This is a genomic window from Gordonia sp. NPDC003425, assembly GCF_053588635.1.
In genome coordinates, this window is record NZ_JBSFQI010000010.1 from 117,253 (window position 1) to 136,449 (window position 19,197).

Genomic DNA, 19,197 nt, shown 5'->3' on the forward strand with positions numbered 1-19,197 from the left:
GCCTCCGCGAGGGAACACGTCGTAACGTCACTCTAGAACAATGTCCACGGCCGCACGTAGTTCGCGAGGTCGACCAGCATGAACCGGTGATCGCGATTGGTGCGCGTGGCGCGCGCGAGTTGCCGCAGCGACCGTTCGGTGCCCGCCCGCAGCCCCTGCTCGCTGAAGGGAAAGCCCAGGAGCTTCTTCGGTTCACCGCCCCCGTCGGGGTGCGCGATCACCCAACCCAGTGCGGTGCCGAGCACGATCAGGAGTAGTCGCGGCTTGCGGGGCTCGGAGTCGGGCATCGCCTCCATGCGGGCGGCCGCGGCCACCAACTGCGCCTTGGTCACCTCGGCCGGATCGCGACCATGCACGAGTGCGATCACCGCGGTGGCCCGTGCGGTGTTGAAATGCCTACTGGTGGCCGGAACCTCATCGAGCGGTTCGATCGCCGCATCGAAATCGCCGCGGGCCACTGCGAGGCGGGCCATACCGAAGGCCGCGGTCACGATACTGTGATCGGTCAACCACAGGTCGTGATAGTTTTGCGCGGCAACATGATACAGCTCGAGCACCCGATCCCGTGACCGATCGGAGTGGTCCTTCTCGTCGGACAGCCAGCGGCCGATCAGTTCCGCAGTGCCCGCGACGGCCAGCTTGGGTGCCACCTCGCCGGGCATCGCCAGCAGCACCTCGTCGAAACGTTCGTAGGCGAGTTCGGGCTCGTCGTTCATCAGCGCGCAGATACCCATATACCACTGCACCCGCCACGAATCGCCATGCTGCACAGACACTTCACGCAGCAGCGCCAGCGCGGTGTCCACGTCGTCGAGTTCCAGGTGTGCGCGTGCCTCGGCCAGGTCGATCTCCAGGGACGGGTGTTTGTCGCTCGACGCGTGTCCCAGCAGTGACCGGAATCCCTCGGCACGGGCGGCATGGATCGAATCCAGCGTCTGCCGCGGATCGGACAGTGCCGCCGAATTCAGCAGTCCGGCAGCGGGATCGGCCGGATCCACCAGCGGCACCGGCAACGCGCGGGCCATGTCCACCGGATCGTAGAAGGCCGCCTGGTCGGGATCGAAGAAGCCGTCGACCGGCGCCAGCATCAGATCGGTCCCGAAGGTGGAGCGCTGCGGGGTGAACACCGTCGACAGCGACGGCCGCGGCACACCGGTGTGCACGGCGACCGTCTCGCGCAGCACATTGAGCATCTGCGTGGTCATCTCCTCGGCGGAGGAGAACCGGTCGTGCGGATCGGTCGCGGTGGCCCGCGCCAACAGCAGGTAGAACGACGGATTGTCCCGGAACACCGGGGTGGTCTCGGCGTCGGGCAGCCCGTCGACCAGTCTGCCGTCCTTCTTGGGCATGTGGACGGTCAACGCGGCCAGGGTGCGCCCGATGCTGTAGATGTCGGTCACCACCTGCGGGCCGGTGCGCACGATCTCCGGTGCCTGGAAACCCGGGGTGCCGTACAGGTGCCCGTACCCGTTGATCGGCGACACCGCGCCGAGGTCGATCAGCTTCACCTCGTCACTGCCGACCATCACGTTGTCGGGTTTGACGTCGTTGTACACCAGACCCACCGAATGCAGGTATCCGATCGCGGGCAGCACCTCGAGCATGTAGGCCATCGCCTGCTCGACGGTGAGCAGTTTGCCCGGGCGCGTCGCGGTGATCTGCTTGAGGGTGCGGCCACCGATGTACTCCATCACGATGTAGCCGAAGCGCTCGCCGTACTCGTTGATGTGCTCGACGAAGTTGTAGATCTTCACGATGCCGGGGTGGTTCACCGACGCCAGGAACTGTCGTTCGGCCAGCGCCACCTGCTGCGCCTCGGAATCCGAGGAGTTCAGCAGACCCTTGAGCACCACCGGCCGGTCGGAGACGTTGCGGTCGATGGCCAGGTAGATCCACCCCAGCCCGCCGTGTGCGATGGCCCCGGCGATCTCGTACTGGCCGGCCACCAGGGTGCCGCGCGCCAGACCCGGCACAAACGAGTACCGCGCACCGCAATGCGGGCACACTCCGGTGAGTTCACCGGCACCCGAGCCGCCCGAACGCCCCACGGGTCGTCCGCACCACCAGCAGTCCCGCTTGCCCTCGGCGATGACCGGCGAGTCCAGCACGGCGTCTTCGGGTTCGATGTCGGTGATCTTGGGAAGCTCCACCAGTCCGCTGCCCAGCCGCCGGTCGTGCACGCGGGCGCGTTGGCGCGGCACCAACCGTCGGGTGTGTCCCACCGACACCAGCGCCTCGGTGGGAATGGTCGGACCCGACCGCACCACCGGTCCGGTGGAGTCACGGCTACCCGACTGCGGCGTGGCCTCGGTGCCCATGTCGAGTTGATCGAGACTCGCCTTCTGGGTGCCCATGTCGAGCTGATCGAGACTCGCCTTCTGGGTGCCCATGTCGAGCTGATCGAGGCCGGCCTTCTGGGTGCCGACGTCGAGTTGGTCGAGGGTCGCCTTCTGGGTGCCGACGTCGATATCCGAGCGCGCCCCATCCCCGGAGGTCCCTGCCCGCGTGGCGTCCGGGCCTTCGTCGGATGTCGACATCTCACACCGCCTCGATCAGGATCGCACCGCCTCAATCACGGTAGTCCGGTTGTGGTGGACCGTCGCCGGGTCCCAGGATCGACAGCCACTGGTTGTACATCTCCTGCCATCTTCCGGAGGCGCGGAGACGTTCGAGGGTGCCGTTGACGAATCGCACCATGTCGTCGTGTCCGCGTGGGATGCCCACCCCGTAGTACTCCTCGCCCAGACCCGGACCCACCACCTCGACCCACGGATCCTGGCTGGCGAGTCCGGCGAGAATCGCGTCGTCGGTGGTCACCGCGTCCACCTGGCCCTGTTGCAGCATCACCAGGCAATCCGCCCACGTCGTGGTCGTCACCATCTTCGCACGGGGCTGGATCTGCTGCATCCGGCCGAGCGACGTGGTGCCGCGCGCCGCGCACACCCGCTTGCCGGCGAGCTGTTCCGGCCCGCTGATCCCGGAATTTCGTTGTGCCAGAATCTTTTGCGACGCAACGTAATACGGGCTGGAGAAGCTGGCGTCGCGGAGCCGGTCGCAGGTGATGCTCATCGTCTTGACCACCACGTCGACCTCTTCGTTGCGTAACGCCTCGGTGCGTTCGTCGGAGCTCAGCACGCGGTACTCGATCCGATTCGGGTCGCCGAAGATGTCGCGGGCGATCTCGCCGGCCACATCGGCGTCGAATCCCTTGATGTCACCGGAGATCGGGTCGCGGAAGCTGAACAGGTTGGATCCGATGTCGAGTCCGACGATGAGCCTGCCGCGGCGCTCGATGGCCTCCATCGTGCTGCCCGGCGGCATCTTCATCGGTTCGGGGTGTTCGCCGCGCGGGCGCAGACTGGCCGTCGCGTCGCATGATTCGGAGTTGGGTGGACTCTCCACCGCAACGTTGGTCTCGGCGCCCGGCGGGGTGGGCATCATCGCCGCGGCGACAGGCGCGGGTGAGTCGGGTGCGGGAAACGTGACGCATCCTGTCAGCGTCACCGCGGCCGCCGCCATCGCCAGCGCGGCGGCGGCTCGCGTGCGCGCCTGCCGGCCGTTCATCGGTACTCCCGGATACGGGGGATGAGTCCCAGCACGAGCGCGACGGTGGCGAACACGGTCAGGGCGAGGATGCCGTTACCGGTGAAACCGAGCACGCGTTGGGCGGTGTTGATGTCGTCTCGAAACGACGTGCGGGTGGTGGTGATCCCCTCGACCAGAGCCGCATCCACCGCGTCGTAGCTGGTGGCCGAACTCTGCGGTGACTCGCCCACCGTCATCTCGCGCGCGGCGATGAAGTCACCGGCTTCCATCTTCTGCCGCACCTGCTCGTCGGTGGTCGTCCACTGGTCGAGCGCACCGCGCAGCGAGGTCAATTGCGTGGCGCTCAGGGAGCCGGCCGAACCCTGGTCGTCGCGCAGTTCGGTCAGGATGCGCCCGATCTGCGCGGTGGAATCCTCGAATGCGCTCTGCTGGGCGGCCTGGTCGCCGCGCCGCAGCAGCGAGAGCATCTCCGCCGACCGCGCCTGCTGGGTGAGGATGCGGGCCTCGGTGAGCTGCCGCAGTGGTTCGGCGCCGTCGGACTTGGCCGCGCTCGTCGCCGCCACCGACAGCAGTCCCGATGCCAGCAGCCACACCAGGCCACCCAGGATCGCCACCAGCGCGGCGAGAATGCCGACGTTGAACCGGCGTCGGGTCCGCTTGGCCAGGTAGCGGGACACCGCGACGAAGGCCATCGCCAGTACCAGCAGTGCCGCGTACACGCCCCACGGCGGCACGGTGAGCGTTTGCTGCGGGTCGGCGATCGCCGCCGACCGTCGTTCGTAGAGTCGCTGCGCGGCGGGCAGGATGCGGCTCTGCATGAGCGCGGAGGCCTGCCCGAGGTAGGCCGATCCCACCGGATTGTTGAGCCTGTTGTTGGTTCGGGCCGTTTCGATCAGTCCGCTGTAGACGGGCAGCGCGGTCGCGATGATCTTGAGATCGGAGTTCATGGCGCGATCGACGGCCGAATCCTGGGTGCCCGGGGTGCCGGTGTCGCCCGCGGCGATGAGCAGCGACGCCGACGCGGTCGCGAGCGCGTCGGAATAGCGCTCGCGCAATTGCGGGGTTTCCAGCCCGCCGGAGATGAACGCCGAGTTGGCCGCGGCGTCGGCGATCGACAGCGAACTGTAGAGCACCTGCGCCGCCTCGGCGAGCGGCTCGGCGCGATCGATCATCGTCTGCAGCGACGCGGTCCGGTCCTTCAGCGTCGTCGAGGCGTACCAGCCGGTGACGAGCGCAGCCACCGACAGCACCATGGAGATGAGGATGAGTTTTCCGGGCGTGGTACCCGCGTAGTGGCGCATCGACGACAGCGGCGACTGGGTGCGCGTCGGTGCGGAGGAGATGAGTTCGCGGCGGTCGGCGAGGACCTGGCGGATCGGCGGCGAGGTCGGATTGGGGCGGAAGGTTCTCCCGGCGCGGGTGAGTGCCGTGCGCACGGGAGAAGCGTCGCCGGTCACCTCAGATCCCTTCCGAGTGCTCCATCATCTGTGGTCCGCGCTCCCTGGATGCCTGCCATCTGTACGTATATCGCTCGCCGGTGCGAGTCCGTTTCCAGCCTAGCCCCCGACGCCGCGATCCGAGGTGGACCTGGCCCTCGCCGGGTGAGTCCCCTACGGTTGACCTGTGGTACGCGGAGACGGCGACGGCTGGGTGCTCGACCCGGACGGTACGCGGTACTGGGGTGTGCACGGTGCGGCCGGATTGCTGCTCCGCGCGCCGCTGCCGGACGGCACGATGACCGTCCTGCTGCAGCATCGGGCCATCTGGTCACATCAGGGTGGCACCTGGGCGTTGCCCGGGGGCGCCCGCGACTCCCACGAGAGCGCGATCGACACCGCCGTGCGCGAGGCCGACGAGGAGGCCGGCATCGGCGGTCACGATCTGCGGGTGGTGGCCGCGCTCGTCACCCACCGTGCCCGGGCCGGCTGGACCTACACCACGGTGATCGCCGACATCGACGAGCCGGTGCGCACCTTCCCGAACGGTGAGTCCGCGGAGCTGCGGTGGGTTCCCGAAGCCGACATCGCCTCGCTTCCGCTGCATCCGGCGTTCCGGGAGAGCTGGCCCCGACTGCGTGACCGGCTGGCCGCGCTCGATTCGAGTGCCTAGGCGATTTCCAGCAGCCGATTGGCCCCGGCGACCAGCGCGTTGATATTCGCCTCATCGGGTGAGGCGCCCACCCCGCATCCCCATCGCTGCAGCCGATCGCGTTCGCACAGCACGAACGTGGTGATCGTGCCCGCGGTCTCACGCTGGTGCAGGCGCAGGATCTGCACCGCGGCGCCGATGTCGTAGAGGATCGACGTCATCGCGCCCATCGCGCCCGACGCGGTGCCCGTCAGCGACATGATGCGGTCGGCATAGGCGATGGTCGCACGACATTCCACCAGGTCGGAGGCTGTGGGGGTCAGCGACCACGAACCGAGCCGGATGGCTCCGGAGGTCGAGTACTCGTCGATGAATTCCTGCCAGGACATGCCGGGGACCTCCTCGCGGATCGCGGCGGGCAGCAGCCCGCCGGGTGGACACGACAAGGCTGACTCGCGCAGATGAAGGCTGTGCATCACGAATGGTCATTTCGGTGGAAGAAGCGATGACCGACGAGCGCGCAACGACCCCGCAGCGGGGGGTCGATCGAATCAGACCCCGCTGCGGCGGGTTACGAGGAGGCTCGCGCTGCACAACATGATGTCGGTCAGCCTAGCAGGTGCGCGCGCAGTTGGCGGGTGGCGGTCGCGGGGTCGTGCGCGGCGGTGATCGCGCGCACCACCACCGCCCGCCGCGCCCCCGCGGAGCGCACCTGTGCGAGCCGCCCGGTATCGATGCCGCCGATCGCGAACCACGGCTTGACCGCAGCGACGGGCGCGGCGGCCACCTGCCGCACCAGGTCGAGGCCCGGGGCGGGCCGTCCCGGTTTGGTGGGGGTGGGCCAGCACGGACCCACGCAGAAGTAGTCGACGTCGGTGTCGGTCGCGGCGTGCATGGCCTGGTCGATGTCGTGCGTCGATCGCCCGATCAGCACGTCGGGGCCGACGATCGTGCGGGCGTCGGCTGGGGCCAGGTCATCCTGGCCGACGTGCAGCACGTCGGCACCGGCGAGAGCGGCGATATCGGCACGGTCGTTGACCGCGAGCAGCGCATCGCGAGCGGAGGTCAGCTCGCGCAGGCCGGCCAGGATCTCCAACTCGTGGCGTGCCTCGAGTGCACCGAACCGCTGCTCACCCACCGATCCCTTGTCGCGCAGTTGGACGATGTCGACGCCGGCGGCGAGGACGGCGTCGACGAAGTCGAGCAGATCACCGCGCTCGCGGCGGGCATCGGTGCACAGGTACAGCGTGGCGGCGTCGAGTCGCTGCCGTTTCCCTCCGGTCACGACGACAAGCGTAGGCGCGGGTAGCATCGCGACAACAAGCACACGGGAGTCCGCGGAACGCCGGGCTGAGAGTGCGGGACGCCCCCGCTGACCGTCACACCTGATCCGGATCATGCCGGCGAAGGAAGGATCTCTGCACTCATGCCAGCTGTACGCCCGTCGCCTGAGACGTACCCCCGCCCCACCGATCTCGCGGTGATCGGCGGTGGTGTCATCGGGCTGACCTGTGCGCTGGCCGCAGCCGACGCCGGACTGCGGGTGGTGGTTCACGACGCGGGTCCGGGGCGACGGGCCTCGCAGGTGGCCGGGGGCATGCTCGGCTCGCTCGGGGAGGGCATCCCCGGCGAGGAACGGCTACTGGCCATCACCTCGGCATCGGTGGCGCGCTGGCCGCAGCTGCTCGACCGTCTCGACGAGGTGTCGCCATCGGAGACCCCGCATCGGCCGGTGCGCACCGCCACCGACTCACTGTTCGTGGGAACCTCGTCGGCAGATTTGCGTGAACTCGATCGGCTGGCCGAATCCTCATGGGATGCAAGCCTTGTGCCCGGACGCGAGGTGCGGCGCATCGACCCGGCGCAGGTCCGCGACCTCGAGCCCGCACTGTCGCGCGTGCGCGGCGGGTACCTGGTGACCGGTGAGGGGGCCGTCGACAACCGTCTGCTTCTCCTTCGCCTGCGGGCGGCGCTGCTTGCCGCGGGCGGCACGGTGATCGACGGGCCGGTCTCCTCGCTCGACGACGTGCACGCCGGCCAGGTGCTGATCGCCGCGGGCGCCGGAGTGCGGAGGCTGTGGCCGCAGGCGCCGATCCACCTGCTCAAGGGCGAGATCCTGCGGTTGCGCCGCACCCCGTGGTCGGTGCCGCCACCGACCCGCGTCATCCGTGCCCGGGTGGACGGGCGCGCGGTGTACCTGGTGCCGCGTGACGACGGAATCGTGCTCGGCGCAACACAATACGAGTCCGACGACGAATCATCCGGCGCAGACGTGGGCGGTGTCACCGACCTGCTCGCCGACGCGGCAGAAGTCCTCCCCGGGTTGCGCGGTTACGAACTCGCCGAGGTCGGTGTCGGATTCCGTCCGTGCACCCCCGACGCGCTGCCGATCATCCGCCGCCTCGACGAGCGGACGTGTGTCGCAGCCGGATTCGGCCGCAACGGGATCGTGCTGGCGCCGTATGCCGCCGCCGAGGTGCAGCGTCTGCTGGGCGTGGACGCCACGCTCACGGTCGCGGGCACCGGGGGTGAGGGTCGATGACGATCACGGTCAACGGCGAACACATCGACTGGGCCGCGGGCACCTCGGTGGGTGATCTGGTCGCCTCGCTCGGGCTACCCGATCGCGGCATCGCCGTCGCGGTCGACGGTGCGGTGGTCCCGCGCGGGCGCTGGCACACCGCGGTGTCCGACGGCGCGATCGTCGAGGTCGTGACGGCGGTGCAGGGTGGCTGAGCGCCTGGTGATCGCCGACCGAGAGTTCGAATCGCGGCTCATCATGGGCACCGGCGGGGCGGCGAATCTCGCGGTCCTCGAACGCGCACTGATCGCCTCGGGCACCGAGCTCACCACCGTCGCCATGCGCCGGGTGGGCGCGGGATCCACAACGGGGATCCTGGATCTGCTGCGGCGGCTGCGCATCGACGTGCTGCCCAACACCGCGGGCAGCCACAGCGCCGCCGAGGCGGTCCTCACCGCGCAACTGGCCCGCGAGGCACTCGACACCGCATGGGTCAAGCTCGAGGTGACCGCCGACGAACGCACCCTGATGCCCGACGCCGTCGAACTCGTCGACGCCGCGCGCAGGCTCGTCGACGACGGATTCACGGTGCTCGCCTACACCAACGACGACCCGGTGCTCGCCACCCGCCTCGCCGATCTCGGGGTGGCCGCGGTGATGCCGCTCGGCTCGCCGATCGGGACGGGCCTGGGAATCGGCAACCCGCACAACATCGAGATGATCGTCGCCGGAGCCGACGTCCCGGTGATCCTCGACGCCGGGATCGGCACCGCGAGCGACGCCGCGCTGGCGATGGAACTCGGCTGTGACGGCGTGCTGCTGGCATCGGCGGTCACCCGCGCGGTCGATCCCGAACGGATGGCTACGGCGATGCGCCACGCGGTGGCGGCCGGGTGGCTGGCCGCCGGTGCCGGTCGGATCCCCAAACGCTTCTGGGCGCACGCCTCCTCGCCCGGCGCCGATTGATCGCTAGGGTCGAGGACGTGCTGGAACTAGTCCACCTGACCAAGAACTTCGGCGGGGTGCGCGCCGTCGACGATCTCACGTTCACCGTCGCACCCGGGCACGTCACCGGGTTCCTGGGACCCAACGGCGCAGGCAAGTCCACCACGATGCGCATGATTCTGGGACTTGACAGGCCCACGTCGGGGACCGCCACCATCAACGGGGCGCCCTACACGGCGCTGGCGCATCCGCTGCGGGAGGTCGGCGCCCTGCTCGACGCGAAATGGGTGCATCCCAACCGTTCGGCCCGCGCCCACCTGCGGTGGCTGGCCACCAGCAACGGCATTCCGACGGCCCGGGTCGACGAGGTGCTCGCGATGGTGGGCCTCACCGACGTCGCGGGTAAACGCGCCGGCGGGTTCTCCCTGGGTATGTCCCAGCGTCTCGGACTGGCCGGTGCACTGCTCGGCGACCCGCACACGCTGTTGCTCGACGAGCCGGTCAACGGTCTCGACCCCGAGGGCATCGTGTGGATCCGCAACTTCATGCGGGCGCTCGCCGGCCAGGGACGCACCGTGCTGGTGTCGAGTCATTTGCTCACCGAGATGTCGCTGACCGCCGACCATCTGGTGGTGATCGGCCGCGGCAAGCTGATCGCCGACTGCTCGGTCGCCGAGTTCACCGCGCAGGCCAGGCCCACCGTCCGGGTGCGTACGCCACAGCCCGCGGAACTGCACCGGGCGCTCGTCGACGCCGGATTGCACGTCACCGGGTACACCGCGCCCGACGGCCGGGTGGTGTTATCGGTGGCCGACACGGTCACCGACCGGGTCGGTGACGTCGCCGCGGCGGCCGGCATCACGCTGCACGAGTTGGTTTCCGACACGCCCTCGTTGGAGGACGTGTTCATGTCGGTCACCGCCGGCGCCGTCGAATTCCAGGGAGGCCGATGATGTGGGCCGGTGCATTGCGGGCCGAGTGGATCAAATTGACGTCCACCCGCGCGCCGTTCTGGTGCCTTGGCGTGGTGATCCTTCTGGGACTTGGTCTCTCGCTGTTGATCACGATCGCCACCCGCGGTGGCACCGGGGGCGGCCCCGACGCGGTGGCGGGGTTCGGTGCTGCCGACTATCTGACCGGGGTCAACTTCTTCGGCGTGGTGGTGTTGATGATCATGGCGGTGCTGGCCATCACCACCGAGTACCGGTTCGGCACCATCCGGGCGTCCTTTCTCGCGGTGCCGCGGCGCCCACTGGTGCTGTGTGCGAAGGCCGTGATCTACGGAATCCTCACCGTCGTGGTGGTCGCGCTGCTGTCGGCGGCGTCGCTGCTGCTGGTGCTCGCGGTGTCCGACGGGGCGAGCGGACTGCGGCTGGATTCCGAACTCACCCTGCGCCAGATCTGGGGGACCCCGATCTGGGCGGCGCTGTGTGTCCTCGTCGGCCTCGGTGTGGGCGCATTGATCCGGCACACGGCGGGGGCCATTTCGATCGTGCTGGTGTGGATGCTGGTGGTGGAGAACATCCTCGGGGCACTGCCGGTGATCGGGCGGCGGGTGGGACCGTTCCTGCCGTTCCAGAACGGGTCACGTTTTCTGTCCGGCGATGTCGGTGACTACCACTGGAATTCGTGGGTCTCGCTGGGGTATTTCGCCCTTTTTGCCGCACTGATTTTTGTCGCCGGAATCATGGTGATGAATTCCCGGGACGCTTGAGTGAATTTGCCGATGGATCGGTCCGTCGATTTGTATACAACACCCGGAAGTATCGTGGTAGAGGGCTAAAATCTGATCCATGCCGAACAGCTGGCCCCTGGTCGAGCGTGAAAAAGAATTCCGCACGATCCAGGCCGCCCTGACCGATGAGACGCAGGTGTGCGGAGTGGTTCTCACCGGCGATTCCGGGGTGGGCAAAACCACGCTCGCGCGGCACGTCACCTCCGGATTGTCCTCGGGGGTGCGGTGGGTGGCCGGCACCGAATCGGCCCGCTCGATTCCGTTGGGGGTCTTCGCGCATCTGGTGGGGCCCGCGGTGTCCAGCGATCCGGTCACCTATCTCGCCGCCGCACGCGAATCGTTGCTCGCCGACGGCAGCGTGGTGATCGGCGTCGACGACGCCCACCTGCTCGACGAACTGTCGGCCACCCTGCTGCACCAGCTGGCCATCGACCGGGCGGTGCACATCGTGGCGACCGTGCGTAGCGGCGAGGTGGTACCCGACGCGGTGACGTCGCTGTGGAAAGACAATCACCTGGTGCGGATCACGTTGTCGCCGTTCACCAAACAGCAGAGCGTCGAACTGGTCGAGTCGGTTCTGGGCGGGCAACTCGAGGAGCATTCGGCCGACCGGATGTGGGAGGCGTCCGGGGGTAACGCCCTGTTCCTGCGGCACCTCGTGGAAGGTGCCCGCGAAGCGCGGACTCTGCGGCAGGTCAACGGGGTGTGGCAGTTACGCGGTCGCGCGGCCATCACCTCCGAGCTCGCCTCCCTGCTCGCGGGGCGCATCGACCACCTGTCGCCCTCGGTGCTGGGCGCGCTGAAGTATCTGAGTCTGTGCGAACCCGTCGACATCGACGTGCTGTCCGAGCTCGCGGGTGAGGAGGCGGTGGAGCAGGCCGAGATCGACGGCCTGGTGCGCATCGTCCGCGACGGCAGGCAACTCAACGTCTCCTTCCAGCATCCCCTGTTCGGCGAGGTCATCCGGCGTCGGCTCGGCCTGGCCTCCTCACGCCGGTTGCGCGGGCAACTGGTCTCGGCGTTGCGATCGCGTGCGCTCGACACCCCGGCCGACCGGATCCGCCTCGCCGATCTGGCGCTGGAGAGCGACGTGTCGGCGGTGGACCGAGCCCTGCTCGGCGCCGCGGCCCGCGATGCACTCAACCTGGCGCAGACGCCGCTGGGGGAGCGGTTCGCGCGGGCGGCGATGGCCGAGGGCGGTGGGCCGGTCGAAGCCGAACTGCTCGCTCGCGCCCTGATGTGGCAGGCCCATCCGGATGAGGCCGAGGACATCCTGTCGCGGTTTCCCGTCGACGATCTCGACGAGGTGACGGCGACGAGTATCGGGCTCGTGCGGGTGGGCAACATGTTCTGGGCGATGGGCGACGCCGACCGAGCAGACGCCTTGCTGGGCGCCCTCCGCACGCGGGTGCAGGACCCGAACCTCACCGAGATAGTCGACGGAATAGGTTCTGCCTGTGCACTTTTCGAGAACAACCTGTCGCTCGCGGTGACCCTGTCCGATAAGGTACTCGGGTCGGCGGCGCCACTGCCGTGGGCGGTGGAATGGGCGGCTTTCGGCGGGATGCTCTCGCGTGCGTTGCAGGGGTGCGGTGATCAGGTGGCGCCGCTGGCCGAGCGTAGCCGGGAGGCCGAGGTGAAGACCGACGGACTCCTGCGTTTCCCCACCGGGATCGGGGAGATCCTCGCGCTGACGCTGACGGGCAACCTCCCGGCCGCCGAGACGGCTGCCCAGCGCTACGTCACCTTCGCCAACACCGCGCAGTATCTGGGATGGGCGATGGCCGGCGAACTCGTCGCGGCCGTCGAACTGGCCGGCGGTGCGTGCGGGTCGGTGGTCCGGCGTATCGAGCAGACCCTCGCCACCCTCGACAGCGAGGAGTTCGCGGCCGCCTGGAACTTCCCCGGATTCATCTTCCTCACCCAGGCGCTGAGCGCTCTGGGCCGTGTGGAGGATGCCGAGCGGGCGTTGTCGCGGGGGCGGGCGCGGTACGGCAGGCACGTGGCGGTGTTCGGGCCGATGCTGGAGATCGCGGCGTCGTGGCAGGCCGCGGCGGCGGGCACCCTGACGCGCGCCATCGAGATCGCGCACCAGGCTGCCGCGTCGGCCCGCGCCTCGGGCCAGTTGGCGATCGAGGCGGAGGCGCTGCACAGCGCCGCCCGGTTCGGCGACGCCTCCGTGGCCGACCGTCTCGGCGAACTCGCCGGTCTCGTCGACGGACCGCTGGTGGCCCAGTACGCGCGGCACGCGCGGGCGTTGCGCGACAAGGATGGCGTGGAACTCGATCTGTGCGCGGCAGACCTCGAATCGCTGGGCGTGCGACTCTCGGCGGCCGACTCGGCGGCGCAGGCCAGCGTGCTCCACGACAAGGACCAGCACCGGTCGGCGACCGTCGCGTCGTCGGCGATGGCCAATCGCCTCGCCGCCGAGTGCGGCGGATTGCGCACGCCCGCGCTGGTGCAGGCGGCGCAGCCGCTGCCGCTGACCACCCGCGAACGTGAGATCGCCAACCTGGTGGCCGCGGGCCTGTCGAACAAGCAGATCGCCGAGCGTCTTGTCGTGTCGGTGCGCACCGTGGAAGGCCACATCTATCGCGCGTGCGTGAAACTCGACGTCACCGACCGCGCCGAACTCGCCGCGCTGCTGCGACGCGACGGCTGAGGTCACCCCTTCATTCAGGTACTCAGGGCAAGACCCACCTCGTCGTCACTCACCTGGTGGAAGTCCTTGTACGACAATCCAACTGCGACGAACCCAGGGGGCACCGCCACCGCCACCGCCGCATCGGCCAGGGTGCGCATCACGGCGAGGGTGTCGGCGGGAGCGGTGGGCACCGCGACGATCACGCGGGCCGCACCGCCGCGTCGTGCAGCCTCGACGGCCACGCGCATCGTCATGCCCGTCGCGAGGCCGTCGTCGACGAGGATCACCGTGGCGCCGCGCAGAGCCGGGGCCGGGCGGTCTCCCCGGTAGCGGCGTGACCGCTCGTCGAGAAGTCGGGTTTCCCGGGCCACCGCCTCGTCGAATCGTTTCTGCGACACGCCGAGCCGTCGCGGCACGTCATCGTTCACCACCACCAGACCGCCGCCCGCGACGGCTCCCATCGCGTACTCGGGATTGCCCGGTGCCCCGACCTTGCGCACCACCAGCGTGTCGAGTTTCGCGTCGAGACGGTCGGCGACCTCACGGGCAACGGGGACACCACCGCGTGCCAGCCCGAGCACGATGACCTCGGTGCCGGGGTCCTCGGGGTGGGGGCTGTGGGGGTCGAGGCCGCCGATCTGCGCGATGAGGGTGGCCGCGAGTTGCCGTCCCGCGTCGGCGCGGTCGGCGAACACGGCATCGGAGGCCATGACTCAACCTCACCGGCCTGCACGGTCGGTGTCAAGGCGGTGGCGGACCTAGGGTTGATCCGTGGCAGACGAGTCGGCGCCCGACGACCAAAGCGGTGCACGCACCCACTGGTTGCGCGGCCTCAAGAATCTCGTCGCATCCGAATGGCGCATCATCCGCGGACGCGACCCGGATATCGACGCGCACGAGATCTCCGAGTTCTCCGGGCCCCTGCTCGCCGGCGCGATCATGGTTATCGTCGTCGGGCTGCTGCCGCTGGTGGGTGTGCGGCTCACCGCCGACTCCGAGGCAACCTTCGGTCCGCTGGTCGGATCGTTCGCGCTCGCCGCGGTGTGCACCACCACCGTGGCCTGGCTGATCGCGGTGGTGCTCGCCGGATTCGTGGTGCTCATCGTCTACGACGCGAGCCCGAAGGCGGCCAGTGCGGTCACCGAGCAGGCGGTCCGGTCGTCGTTCGGGCGCATCGAGGACGCGACGGGCAAGGTCACTCTGCTGGCGCTGATCTCCGGTCTCGTCTCCCTCGCGATCGGTCTCCCGGCGATGAGTTCGTCGGATGACGAGACCTCGGTGCTCGAACAGCTACTGGCCGCGCAGGTGGCGTGTCTGCTGCTGGTGTTGGTGCTCGGCTTCACCGTGGAGGCCATCCGCACCACCGCGGAGATCCTCGGATCACAGATCAAGGCGATCTCGTGGCTGGGGGCGCTGGTCATCACCCTGGTGGCGTTCTATCTGGCCGCCACGGTCGGCCCGTTCGAGCCGATCGCGCTGACCCGAAACCTGCTGGACGCCTGGTTACCGGCCGAGGTCGAGGGCGTCCCGCGCGCCGAGGTGGTGGCCGACCTGGTACCGAGTTCGGCCGGGTGGTGGTCGGCGCTGGTGATCGCGCCCTTTGTGCTGATCACGTGGACGATCACCGCGTGGCGTTCCGGCGAGCTGCGCCATCTGCGGGCCGAGATCCGTCAGGCCGGCCGGGAATGATCGCGGTGGACCTCGTCGACCTGCGTGTCGGTCACGTGCGTGTCGCCGACATGGGTTTCGGTGACATGGGTTTCGGTGACATGGGTTTCGGGGACGTGGGTGTTGGGGGCCGCGTCGGCTGCGCGGCGCTCGTCGGGATCGGGTGCATCGGCATCGGGGTCTCGGGCGTCGGCATCCTCCCGGCCGCGCCGCCACCCGCCCTTGAGCGGCGGTGCCTCACCGAAGTGATCGGGGTCGCCCGAGCCGTACCAGGCCACCAGCACCGCGCCGATCACCGCGCCGGCAAATCCCACCATGGCGAGCAGGCCCATGCCCGGTTTGGCGGTATCGCCGAGGAACAACACGCCGATCAGGCTCGGGCCCGCCGTCTCGCCGACCACCAGCATTGCGGTGACCCCGTTGACGGCGCCGATCTGCAGCGCGATCGTCTGCACGAAGAAGCCCACCGCACCGGCCACCGCGATCGTCCATGCCGCGGGGTCGAGTAGCACCGTCACGAGATCGAACGGGTGCACCCCGTCGAGGATGCGCACCGAAATGGCGATGACGCCGAACAGCAGGCCCGCCATGGCACCGCCCACGACGGCCGCATGCTTGCCCAGCCGATACACCGCGAACAGCGCGAACGCCGCCAGCCCGAGGGTCGCGATGAACAGCGCCCAGTGGAACGAGCGCTCCTGGCCGCCGCCGGTCTGATCGCCCGCCGACATGCCCAGCAGGCACAGCGAGAGCACCACCAGCCATATCGCCACCCAGTCGCGGGTGTGCAGGGCGATGTTGAGCATGATCGTGCCCAGCAGGGCGGTGATGATCAGGTTGGCCGACACGATGGTCTGCGAGAGGAACAGCGGCAGAAAACGCGCGGCCACCGCACCTCCGGCGAAACCGATGGTCACCAGCAGTGTGCCCAGCAGGAATGCCGGGTCGAAGAAGGTCGATACCGTCGACCGCAGGGTGGGGCCGCCGGCCGGATTGGTGGTGTCGGTGCCCTCGTCACGTTCGGTCTGGGCGACGCGGCGTGCGCCGAGCGCGCGCAACACCGTGGACATGCCGTAGGCCACGGCGGCCAGGCACGCAGCGACCACACCGATGAAGAACACCACGCACCTCCGATCGCCATCGCCGTGATCTCCGAGTTCGAGATTCTCGTGATTCCCGCCGCCTCGTCAACGAGAATTTCCAACAGCGTGCGACGGGTCTCCTATTCCGCTCTCAGTATTGCCCAGACCCCCGACAGTGGTCGCAGGGGCTGATCGGACGGCGCACACGGTGTCATTAGACTCGCCGTGTGGCCAGTACCGGGAAGCATGTGCTCATCACTTTCGGCCGTTCGTTTCTCACCCTCAACCTGGCGCGGCTGATGTCGGCCGGGGGTCATCGGGTCACCGTCGTCGACAGCATTCCCATCGGCGTCAGCAGGTTCTCCCGCGCCGTCGACGGCTTCCATCTGGTGCCCCCGCCCAAGTTCCGTCCCCAGGACTACTGCCGTGAACTGGCCCGGATCGTCGCCGACGAGGCCGTCGACATCGTGATCCCGATTCACGAGGAAACCGACATCCTCTCGATGATGACCGGTCTGTTCCCGCCGGAATGCCTGCTCTTTCTCTCCGATTTCGAGACCGAGAATCGCCTGCACAGCAAGTACGACTACCAGCGTGAACTGGTGGAACTGGGGATCGAGACGCTGAAGTTCGCGCGGGTCGACGGCCCCGAGGACGCGGCGAAACTCGACTTCGACGTTCCCTTCGCGCTCAAACGCTGCTACTCCCGTGGTTCGCAGAAGGTGCACAAGGTGTTTCCCGGCGACGACCTGTCCTGGGTGGACCATGACCCGGGCAATCCGTGGCTGGCGCAGGAGTGGCTGGCCGGCGATCGGTACTGCACCTATTCGGTGTGCCACGACGGCAAGGTCCTGGCGCACGCCACCTATCCGGTCGACTACGCCATCGGCGGCAGCTCCTGCCTGAACTTCACCTCCGTCGACCACCGGCCCATCGCCGACTGGGTGTCGCGGTTCGTGGCCGCCGAGAAGTTCACCGGTCAGATCGGACTGGACTTCATCGACCATCCCGACCGCGGGCTGTTCACCATCGAGTGCAATCCCCGCGCCACCAGCGGAATCATGATGTTCCGTCCGCACAACCGGGTCGATCGGGCCTTCCTGGGAGAATTTCCGGACGGGGCTTCCGCAGAGGGGGAATCCGCAGAGGGGGAATCCGCAGATCACGCCCCGATCGTGCCCGACCCCGACATCAACCGGATGATCGGATTCGGCATGGCGCTCTACGGCTGGCGACGCTCGGCGCGCAACGGCCGGTCACTGCGACAGTTCTTCCGCGACTTCCGGGCCGGCGACGACGTCATCACCGAGAAGGGTGATCAGAAACCCGCGATGATGCTGCCGTTGGCGTACGTGTGGATCCTGCGCAGCTGTGCGCGCTACCGGGTGGGATTGGCCGAGGGTTTCATGCACGATCACGAATGGGACGGACGTCCCATCTGATCGTCCGGCGCCGCCCCCCGGCGGTGTTCACCGAGGCGCCCGCACCCGGGCGCCACGCACGTACACCTCGGCGATCGCAGGCTCGCGCAACCCCATCAGCAGCGCGAACAGCGTCTGATCGCGCGCGAGCTGCGCGTCGTCGGCGCGCACCCCGTGACGCAGCGACGCGGCCAGCGGCGGCCACCGCTCCGGTTCGATCACCAGGAAGTCGGCCTCCTTCCCGACGTCGAGATTGCCGAACCGATCCTCGGCATCGAGCGCACGCGCTCCGGCGAGGGTGCCGGTGAACAGCATTTCCGCCGGATGCATCGACACGCTCGCGTCGCCGGGTTCGGAGATGTGCACCTTGAAGGCGTCGGCGAGCACCCGCGACACCAGCCACTCGTCGCCCGCGCCGCAGTCGGTTCCGGCGCCGATCGTCACACCGGCGGCGACGGTCCGTCGCCACGGCATGGTTCCCGAGCCCAGGAACAGTTGGGAGGTGGGACAGTGCGCGATGGAGGTACCGGTCTGTGCCATCCGCGCGAGTTCGGCGTCGGTGCAGTGCACCGCGTGCGCCATGATCGTGCGTCGTCCCAGCAAGCTGTCGCCGCCTTCGCGTGACCCCGGCAGAAACTTGCCGTCGTAGGTATCGAGGTATGAGTCGACGGCGAAAAGCTGCTTGACGGTGTCGATTTCGCCGGTGCCGGGGCGGTTGTTCTCGTTGAGGTGGCTGTGCACGAACACCCCGCGGTCGCGCACCGACGCGTACAGGTCACCGAGGGCGCGCAGCGTGTCGGTGGTCACCGACAGCGTGAACCGGGGGACGATCGCCACCTGTAGCAGCGCGGTATCGGGCCCGGTCGCGTCGGCCTCGTGCCACCGGTCGATCTCCGCGGTGGTCAGTGCGATCGCGTCGGCCTCCGACGTCATCAGCGGTGCCGCCGACGGCGGACCGGCGGTCTGGATGCCGCGTCCGCTGACAATGCGGAGTCCGGCGCGTCGGGTGGCCTCGAACAGCTCGTCCTGGGCGGAGGGGAACGCCGACCCGAACACCATTGCCGCGGTGGTTCCCGCGGCCACGCGGCGGCGGGTGAACTCGCGAGCCGCCGCGCGCGCGAAGTCGGGGTCGGCGAGGCGGGCCTCGGCGGGAAAGATGCAGTTGTCCAGCCACTCCAGCAGCTGCCCGCCGCCGTAGGCGTCGAGCGAATAGATCTGCGGAAAGTGGACATGGGTGTCGACGAACCCGGGGATCAGGAAGGCGTCGCCGTGATCGATCACCGGGCCGGTGCCCTCGGCGGTCCCGGCGCTCTTGGTGTTTTCGGTGTTTTCGGTGTTTTCGGGGGGAAGCTCGGTGCGTGGGCCGCAGAACGTGATCCGGCCGGTGTCGTCGTCGATCGTCAGCGCACCGTCGGGCAGGTCGACGAGATGTTGCGCCGCCGCGTCGACGGTCGGCGCTCCGGAGATGTGCACGATGTGGCCGAGGTGGGTCGTCACCCGAGACAGCCAAACACAACGGCCCCGATGGCGCTGGCCGGCCGATCGGA

Annotated in this window: 17 protein-coding genes; 9 read left to right on the top strand and 8 right to left on the bottom strand. The window is 68.8% G+C overall.

What is annotated here, in order from left to right; genetic code table 11:
• Window positions 1-32: 32 nt before the first annotated feature.
• Genes ACWDTD_RS13720 through ACWDTD_RS13730 form a run of 3 tightly spaced genes read right to left on the bottom strand, consistent with a single transcriptional unit; the run spans window position 33 to window position 5,003 of the window.
• The gene (locus tag ACWDTD_RS13720) at window positions 33-2,537 is read right to left on the bottom strand and encodes a serine/threonine-protein kinase PknG (protein WP_449747663.1); all 2,505 of its coding nucleotides are present in this window, start codon (window positions 2,535-2,537) and stop codon (window positions 33-35) included.
• Window positions 2,538-2,568: 31 nt separating this feature from the next.
• Window positions 2,569-3,519 (bottom strand): glutamate ABC transporter substrate-binding protein, encoded by a 951-nt coding sequence (locus tag ACWDTD_RS13725; protein ID WP_449747704.1) that lies wholly within the window; start codon window positions 3,517-3,519, stop codon window positions 2,569-2,571.
• Window positions 3,520-3,560: 41 nt separating this feature from the next.
• Window positions 3,561-5,003 (bottom strand): hypothetical protein, encoded by a 1,443-nt coding sequence (locus ACWDTD_RS13730; protein WP_449747664.1) that lies wholly within the window; start codon window positions 5,001-5,003, stop codon window positions 3,561-3,563.
• A 166-nt stretch (window positions 5,004-5,169) separates the two neighbouring features.
• On the opposite strand from ACWDTD_RS13730, the gene ACWDTD_RS13735 reads away from it, so the two are divergent.
• The gene (locus tag ACWDTD_RS13735) at window positions 5,170-5,655 is read left to right on the top strand and encodes an NUDIX hydrolase (RefSeq protein WP_449747665.1); all 486 of its coding nucleotides are present in this window, start codon (window positions 5,170-5,172) and stop codon (window positions 5,653-5,655) included.
• Here the strand turns inward: ACWDTD_RS13735 and ACWDTD_RS13740 are convergent.
• Window positions 5,652-6,023: a hypothetical protein gene (locus ACWDTD_RS13740; protein WP_449747705.1), complete on the bottom strand. Its 372-nt coding sequence runs from the start codon at window positions 6,021-6,023 to the stop codon at window positions 5,652-5,654. The genes ACWDTD_RS13735 and ACWDTD_RS13740 overlap by 4 nt on opposite strands.
• A gap of 218 nt (window positions 6,024-6,241) precedes the next feature.
• The gene (thiE, locus tag ACWDTD_RS13745) at window positions 6,242-6,946 is read right to left on the bottom strand and encodes a thiamine phosphate synthase (protein WP_449747666.1); all 705 of its coding nucleotides are present in this window, start codon (window positions 6,944-6,946) and stop codon (window positions 6,242-6,244) included.
• Between the two features lie 114 nt (window positions 6,947-7,060).
• On the opposite strand from thiE, the gene ACWDTD_RS13750 reads away from it, so the two are divergent.
• The 6 genes from ACWDTD_RS13750 to ACWDTD_RS13775 all read left to right on the top strand — a co-directional run bounded on the left by ACWDTD_RS13750 (window position 7,061) and on the right by ACWDTD_RS13775 (window position 13,497).
• Window positions 7,061-8,176 carry an FAD-dependent oxidoreductase gene (locus tag ACWDTD_RS13750; RefSeq protein WP_449747667.1) on the top strand — a complete coding sequence of 372 codons (1,116 nt, stop codon included), beginning with the start codon at window positions 7,061-7,063 and terminating at the stop codon, window positions 8,174-8,176.
• Window positions 8,173-8,370 carry a sulfur carrier protein ThiS gene (gene thiS, locus ACWDTD_RS13755; protein ID WP_449747668.1) on the top strand — a complete coding sequence of 66 codons (198 nt, stop codon included), beginning with the start codon at window positions 8,173-8,175 and terminating at the stop codon, window positions 8,368-8,370. Before ACWDTD_RS13750 ends, thiS begins: the two co-directional genes overlap by 4 nt.
• Window positions 8,363-9,121: a thiazole synthase gene (thiG, locus tag ACWDTD_RS13760; RefSeq protein ID WP_449747669.1), complete on the top strand. Its 759-nt coding sequence runs from the start codon at window positions 8,363-8,365 to the stop codon at window positions 9,119-9,121. The genes thiS and thiG overlap by 8 nt, the downstream gene beginning before the upstream one ends.
• A 17-nt stretch (window positions 9,122-9,138) precedes the next feature.
• Window positions 9,139-10,053 carry an ATP-binding cassette domain-containing protein gene (locus ACWDTD_RS13765; RefSeq protein WP_449747670.1) on the top strand — a complete coding sequence of 305 codons (915 nt, stop codon included), beginning with the start codon at window positions 9,139-9,141 and terminating at the stop codon, window positions 10,051-10,053.
• Window positions 10,053-10,814, top strand: coding sequence for an ABC transporter permease (locus ACWDTD_RS13770; RefSeq protein WP_449747706.1), 762 nt, complete (start codon window positions 10,053-10,055; stop codon window positions 10,812-10,814). Before ACWDTD_RS13765 ends, ACWDTD_RS13770 begins: the two co-directional genes overlap by 1 nt.
• A gap of 79 nt (window positions 10,815-10,893) precedes the next feature.
• Window positions 10,894-13,497 carry a LuxR C-terminal-related transcriptional regulator gene (locus tag ACWDTD_RS13775; RefSeq protein WP_449747671.1) on the top strand — a complete coding sequence of 868 codons (2,604 nt, stop codon included), beginning with the start codon at window positions 10,894-10,896 and terminating at the stop codon, window positions 13,495-13,497.
• Window positions 13,498-13,511: 14 nt separating this feature from the next.
• Here ACWDTD_RS13775 and ACWDTD_RS13780 read toward each other — a convergent pair whose 3' ends face one another.
• On the bottom strand, window positions 13,512-14,189 hold the full coding sequence (locus tag ACWDTD_RS13780; RefSeq protein WP_449747672.1) for a phosphoribosyltransferase: 678 nt from the start codon (window positions 14,187-14,189) through the stop codon (window positions 13,512-13,514).
• 61 nt (window positions 14,190-14,250) lie between these two features.
• On the opposite strand from ACWDTD_RS13780, the gene ACWDTD_RS13785 reads away from it, so the two are divergent.
• Window positions 14,251-15,168 (top strand): hypothetical protein, encoded by a 918-nt coding sequence (locus tag ACWDTD_RS13785; protein WP_449747673.1) that lies wholly within the window; start codon window positions 14,251-14,253, stop codon window positions 15,166-15,168.
• On the opposite strand, the gene ACWDTD_RS13790 is transcribed toward ACWDTD_RS13785, so the two are convergent.
• Window positions 15,150-16,268 (bottom strand): EamA/RhaT family transporter, encoded by a 1,119-nt coding sequence (locus ACWDTD_RS13790; RefSeq protein WP_449747707.1) that lies wholly within the window; start codon window positions 16,266-16,268, stop codon window positions 15,150-15,152. The genes ACWDTD_RS13785 and ACWDTD_RS13790 overlap by 19 nt on opposite strands.
• A gap of 188 nt (window positions 16,269-16,456) precedes the next feature.
• Between ACWDTD_RS13790 and ACWDTD_RS13795 the strand changes: the two genes are divergently transcribed.
• A complete protein-coding gene (locus ACWDTD_RS13795; protein WP_449747674.1) occupies window positions 16,457-17,671 on the top strand; it encodes a carboxylate--amine ligase in 1,215 nt (404 codons plus the stop codon).
• Between the two features lie 27 nt (window positions 17,672-17,698).
• Here the strand turns inward: ACWDTD_RS13795 and ACWDTD_RS13800 are convergent, their stop codons facing one another.
• Window positions 17,699-19,147: an amidohydrolase family protein gene (locus tag ACWDTD_RS13800; RefSeq protein ID WP_449747675.1), complete on the bottom strand. Its 1,449-nt coding sequence runs from the start codon at window positions 19,145-19,147 to the stop codon at window positions 17,699-17,701.
• Between the last annotated feature and the right edge of the window lie 50 nt (window positions 19,148-19,197).

Excerpts from the sequence above, each read along its gene's own strand:
- ACWDTD_RS13720 (WP_449747663.1), bottom strand. The coding sequence starts at position 2,537 with ATGTCGACATCCGACGAAGGCCCGGACGCCACGCGGGCAGGGACCTCC.
- ACWDTD_RS13725 (WP_449747704.1), bottom strand. The coding sequence starts at position 3,519 with ATGGCGGCGGCCGCGGTGACGCTGACAGGATGCGTCACGTTTCCCGCA.
- ACWDTD_RS13740 (WP_449747705.1), bottom strand. The coding sequence starts at position 6,023 with ATGTCCTGGCAGGAATTCATCGACGAGTACTCGACCTCCGGAGCCATC.
- thiE (WP_449747666.1), bottom strand. The coding sequence starts at position 6,946 with ATGCTACCCGCGCCTACGCTTGTCGTCGTGACCGGAGGGAAACGGCAG.
- ACWDTD_RS13750 (WP_449747667.1), top strand. The coding sequence starts at position 7,061 with ATGCCAGCTGTACGCCCGTCGCCTGAGACGTACCCCCGCCCCACCGAT.
- thiS (WP_449747668.1), top strand. The coding sequence starts at position 8,173 with ATGACGATCACGGTCAACGGCGAACACATCGACTGGGCCGCGGGCACC.
- ACWDTD_RS13770 (WP_449747706.1), top strand. The coding sequence starts at position 10,053 with ATGTGGGCCGGTGCATTGCGGGCCGAGTGGATCAAATTGACGTCCACC.
- ACWDTD_RS13775 (WP_449747671.1), top strand. The coding sequence starts at position 10,894 with ATGCCGAACAGCTGGCCCCTGGTCGAGCGTGAAAAAGAATTCCGCACG.
- ACWDTD_RS13780 (WP_449747672.1), bottom strand. The coding sequence starts at position 14,189 with ATGGCCTCCGATGCCGTGTTCGCCGACCGCGCCGACGCGGGACGGCAA.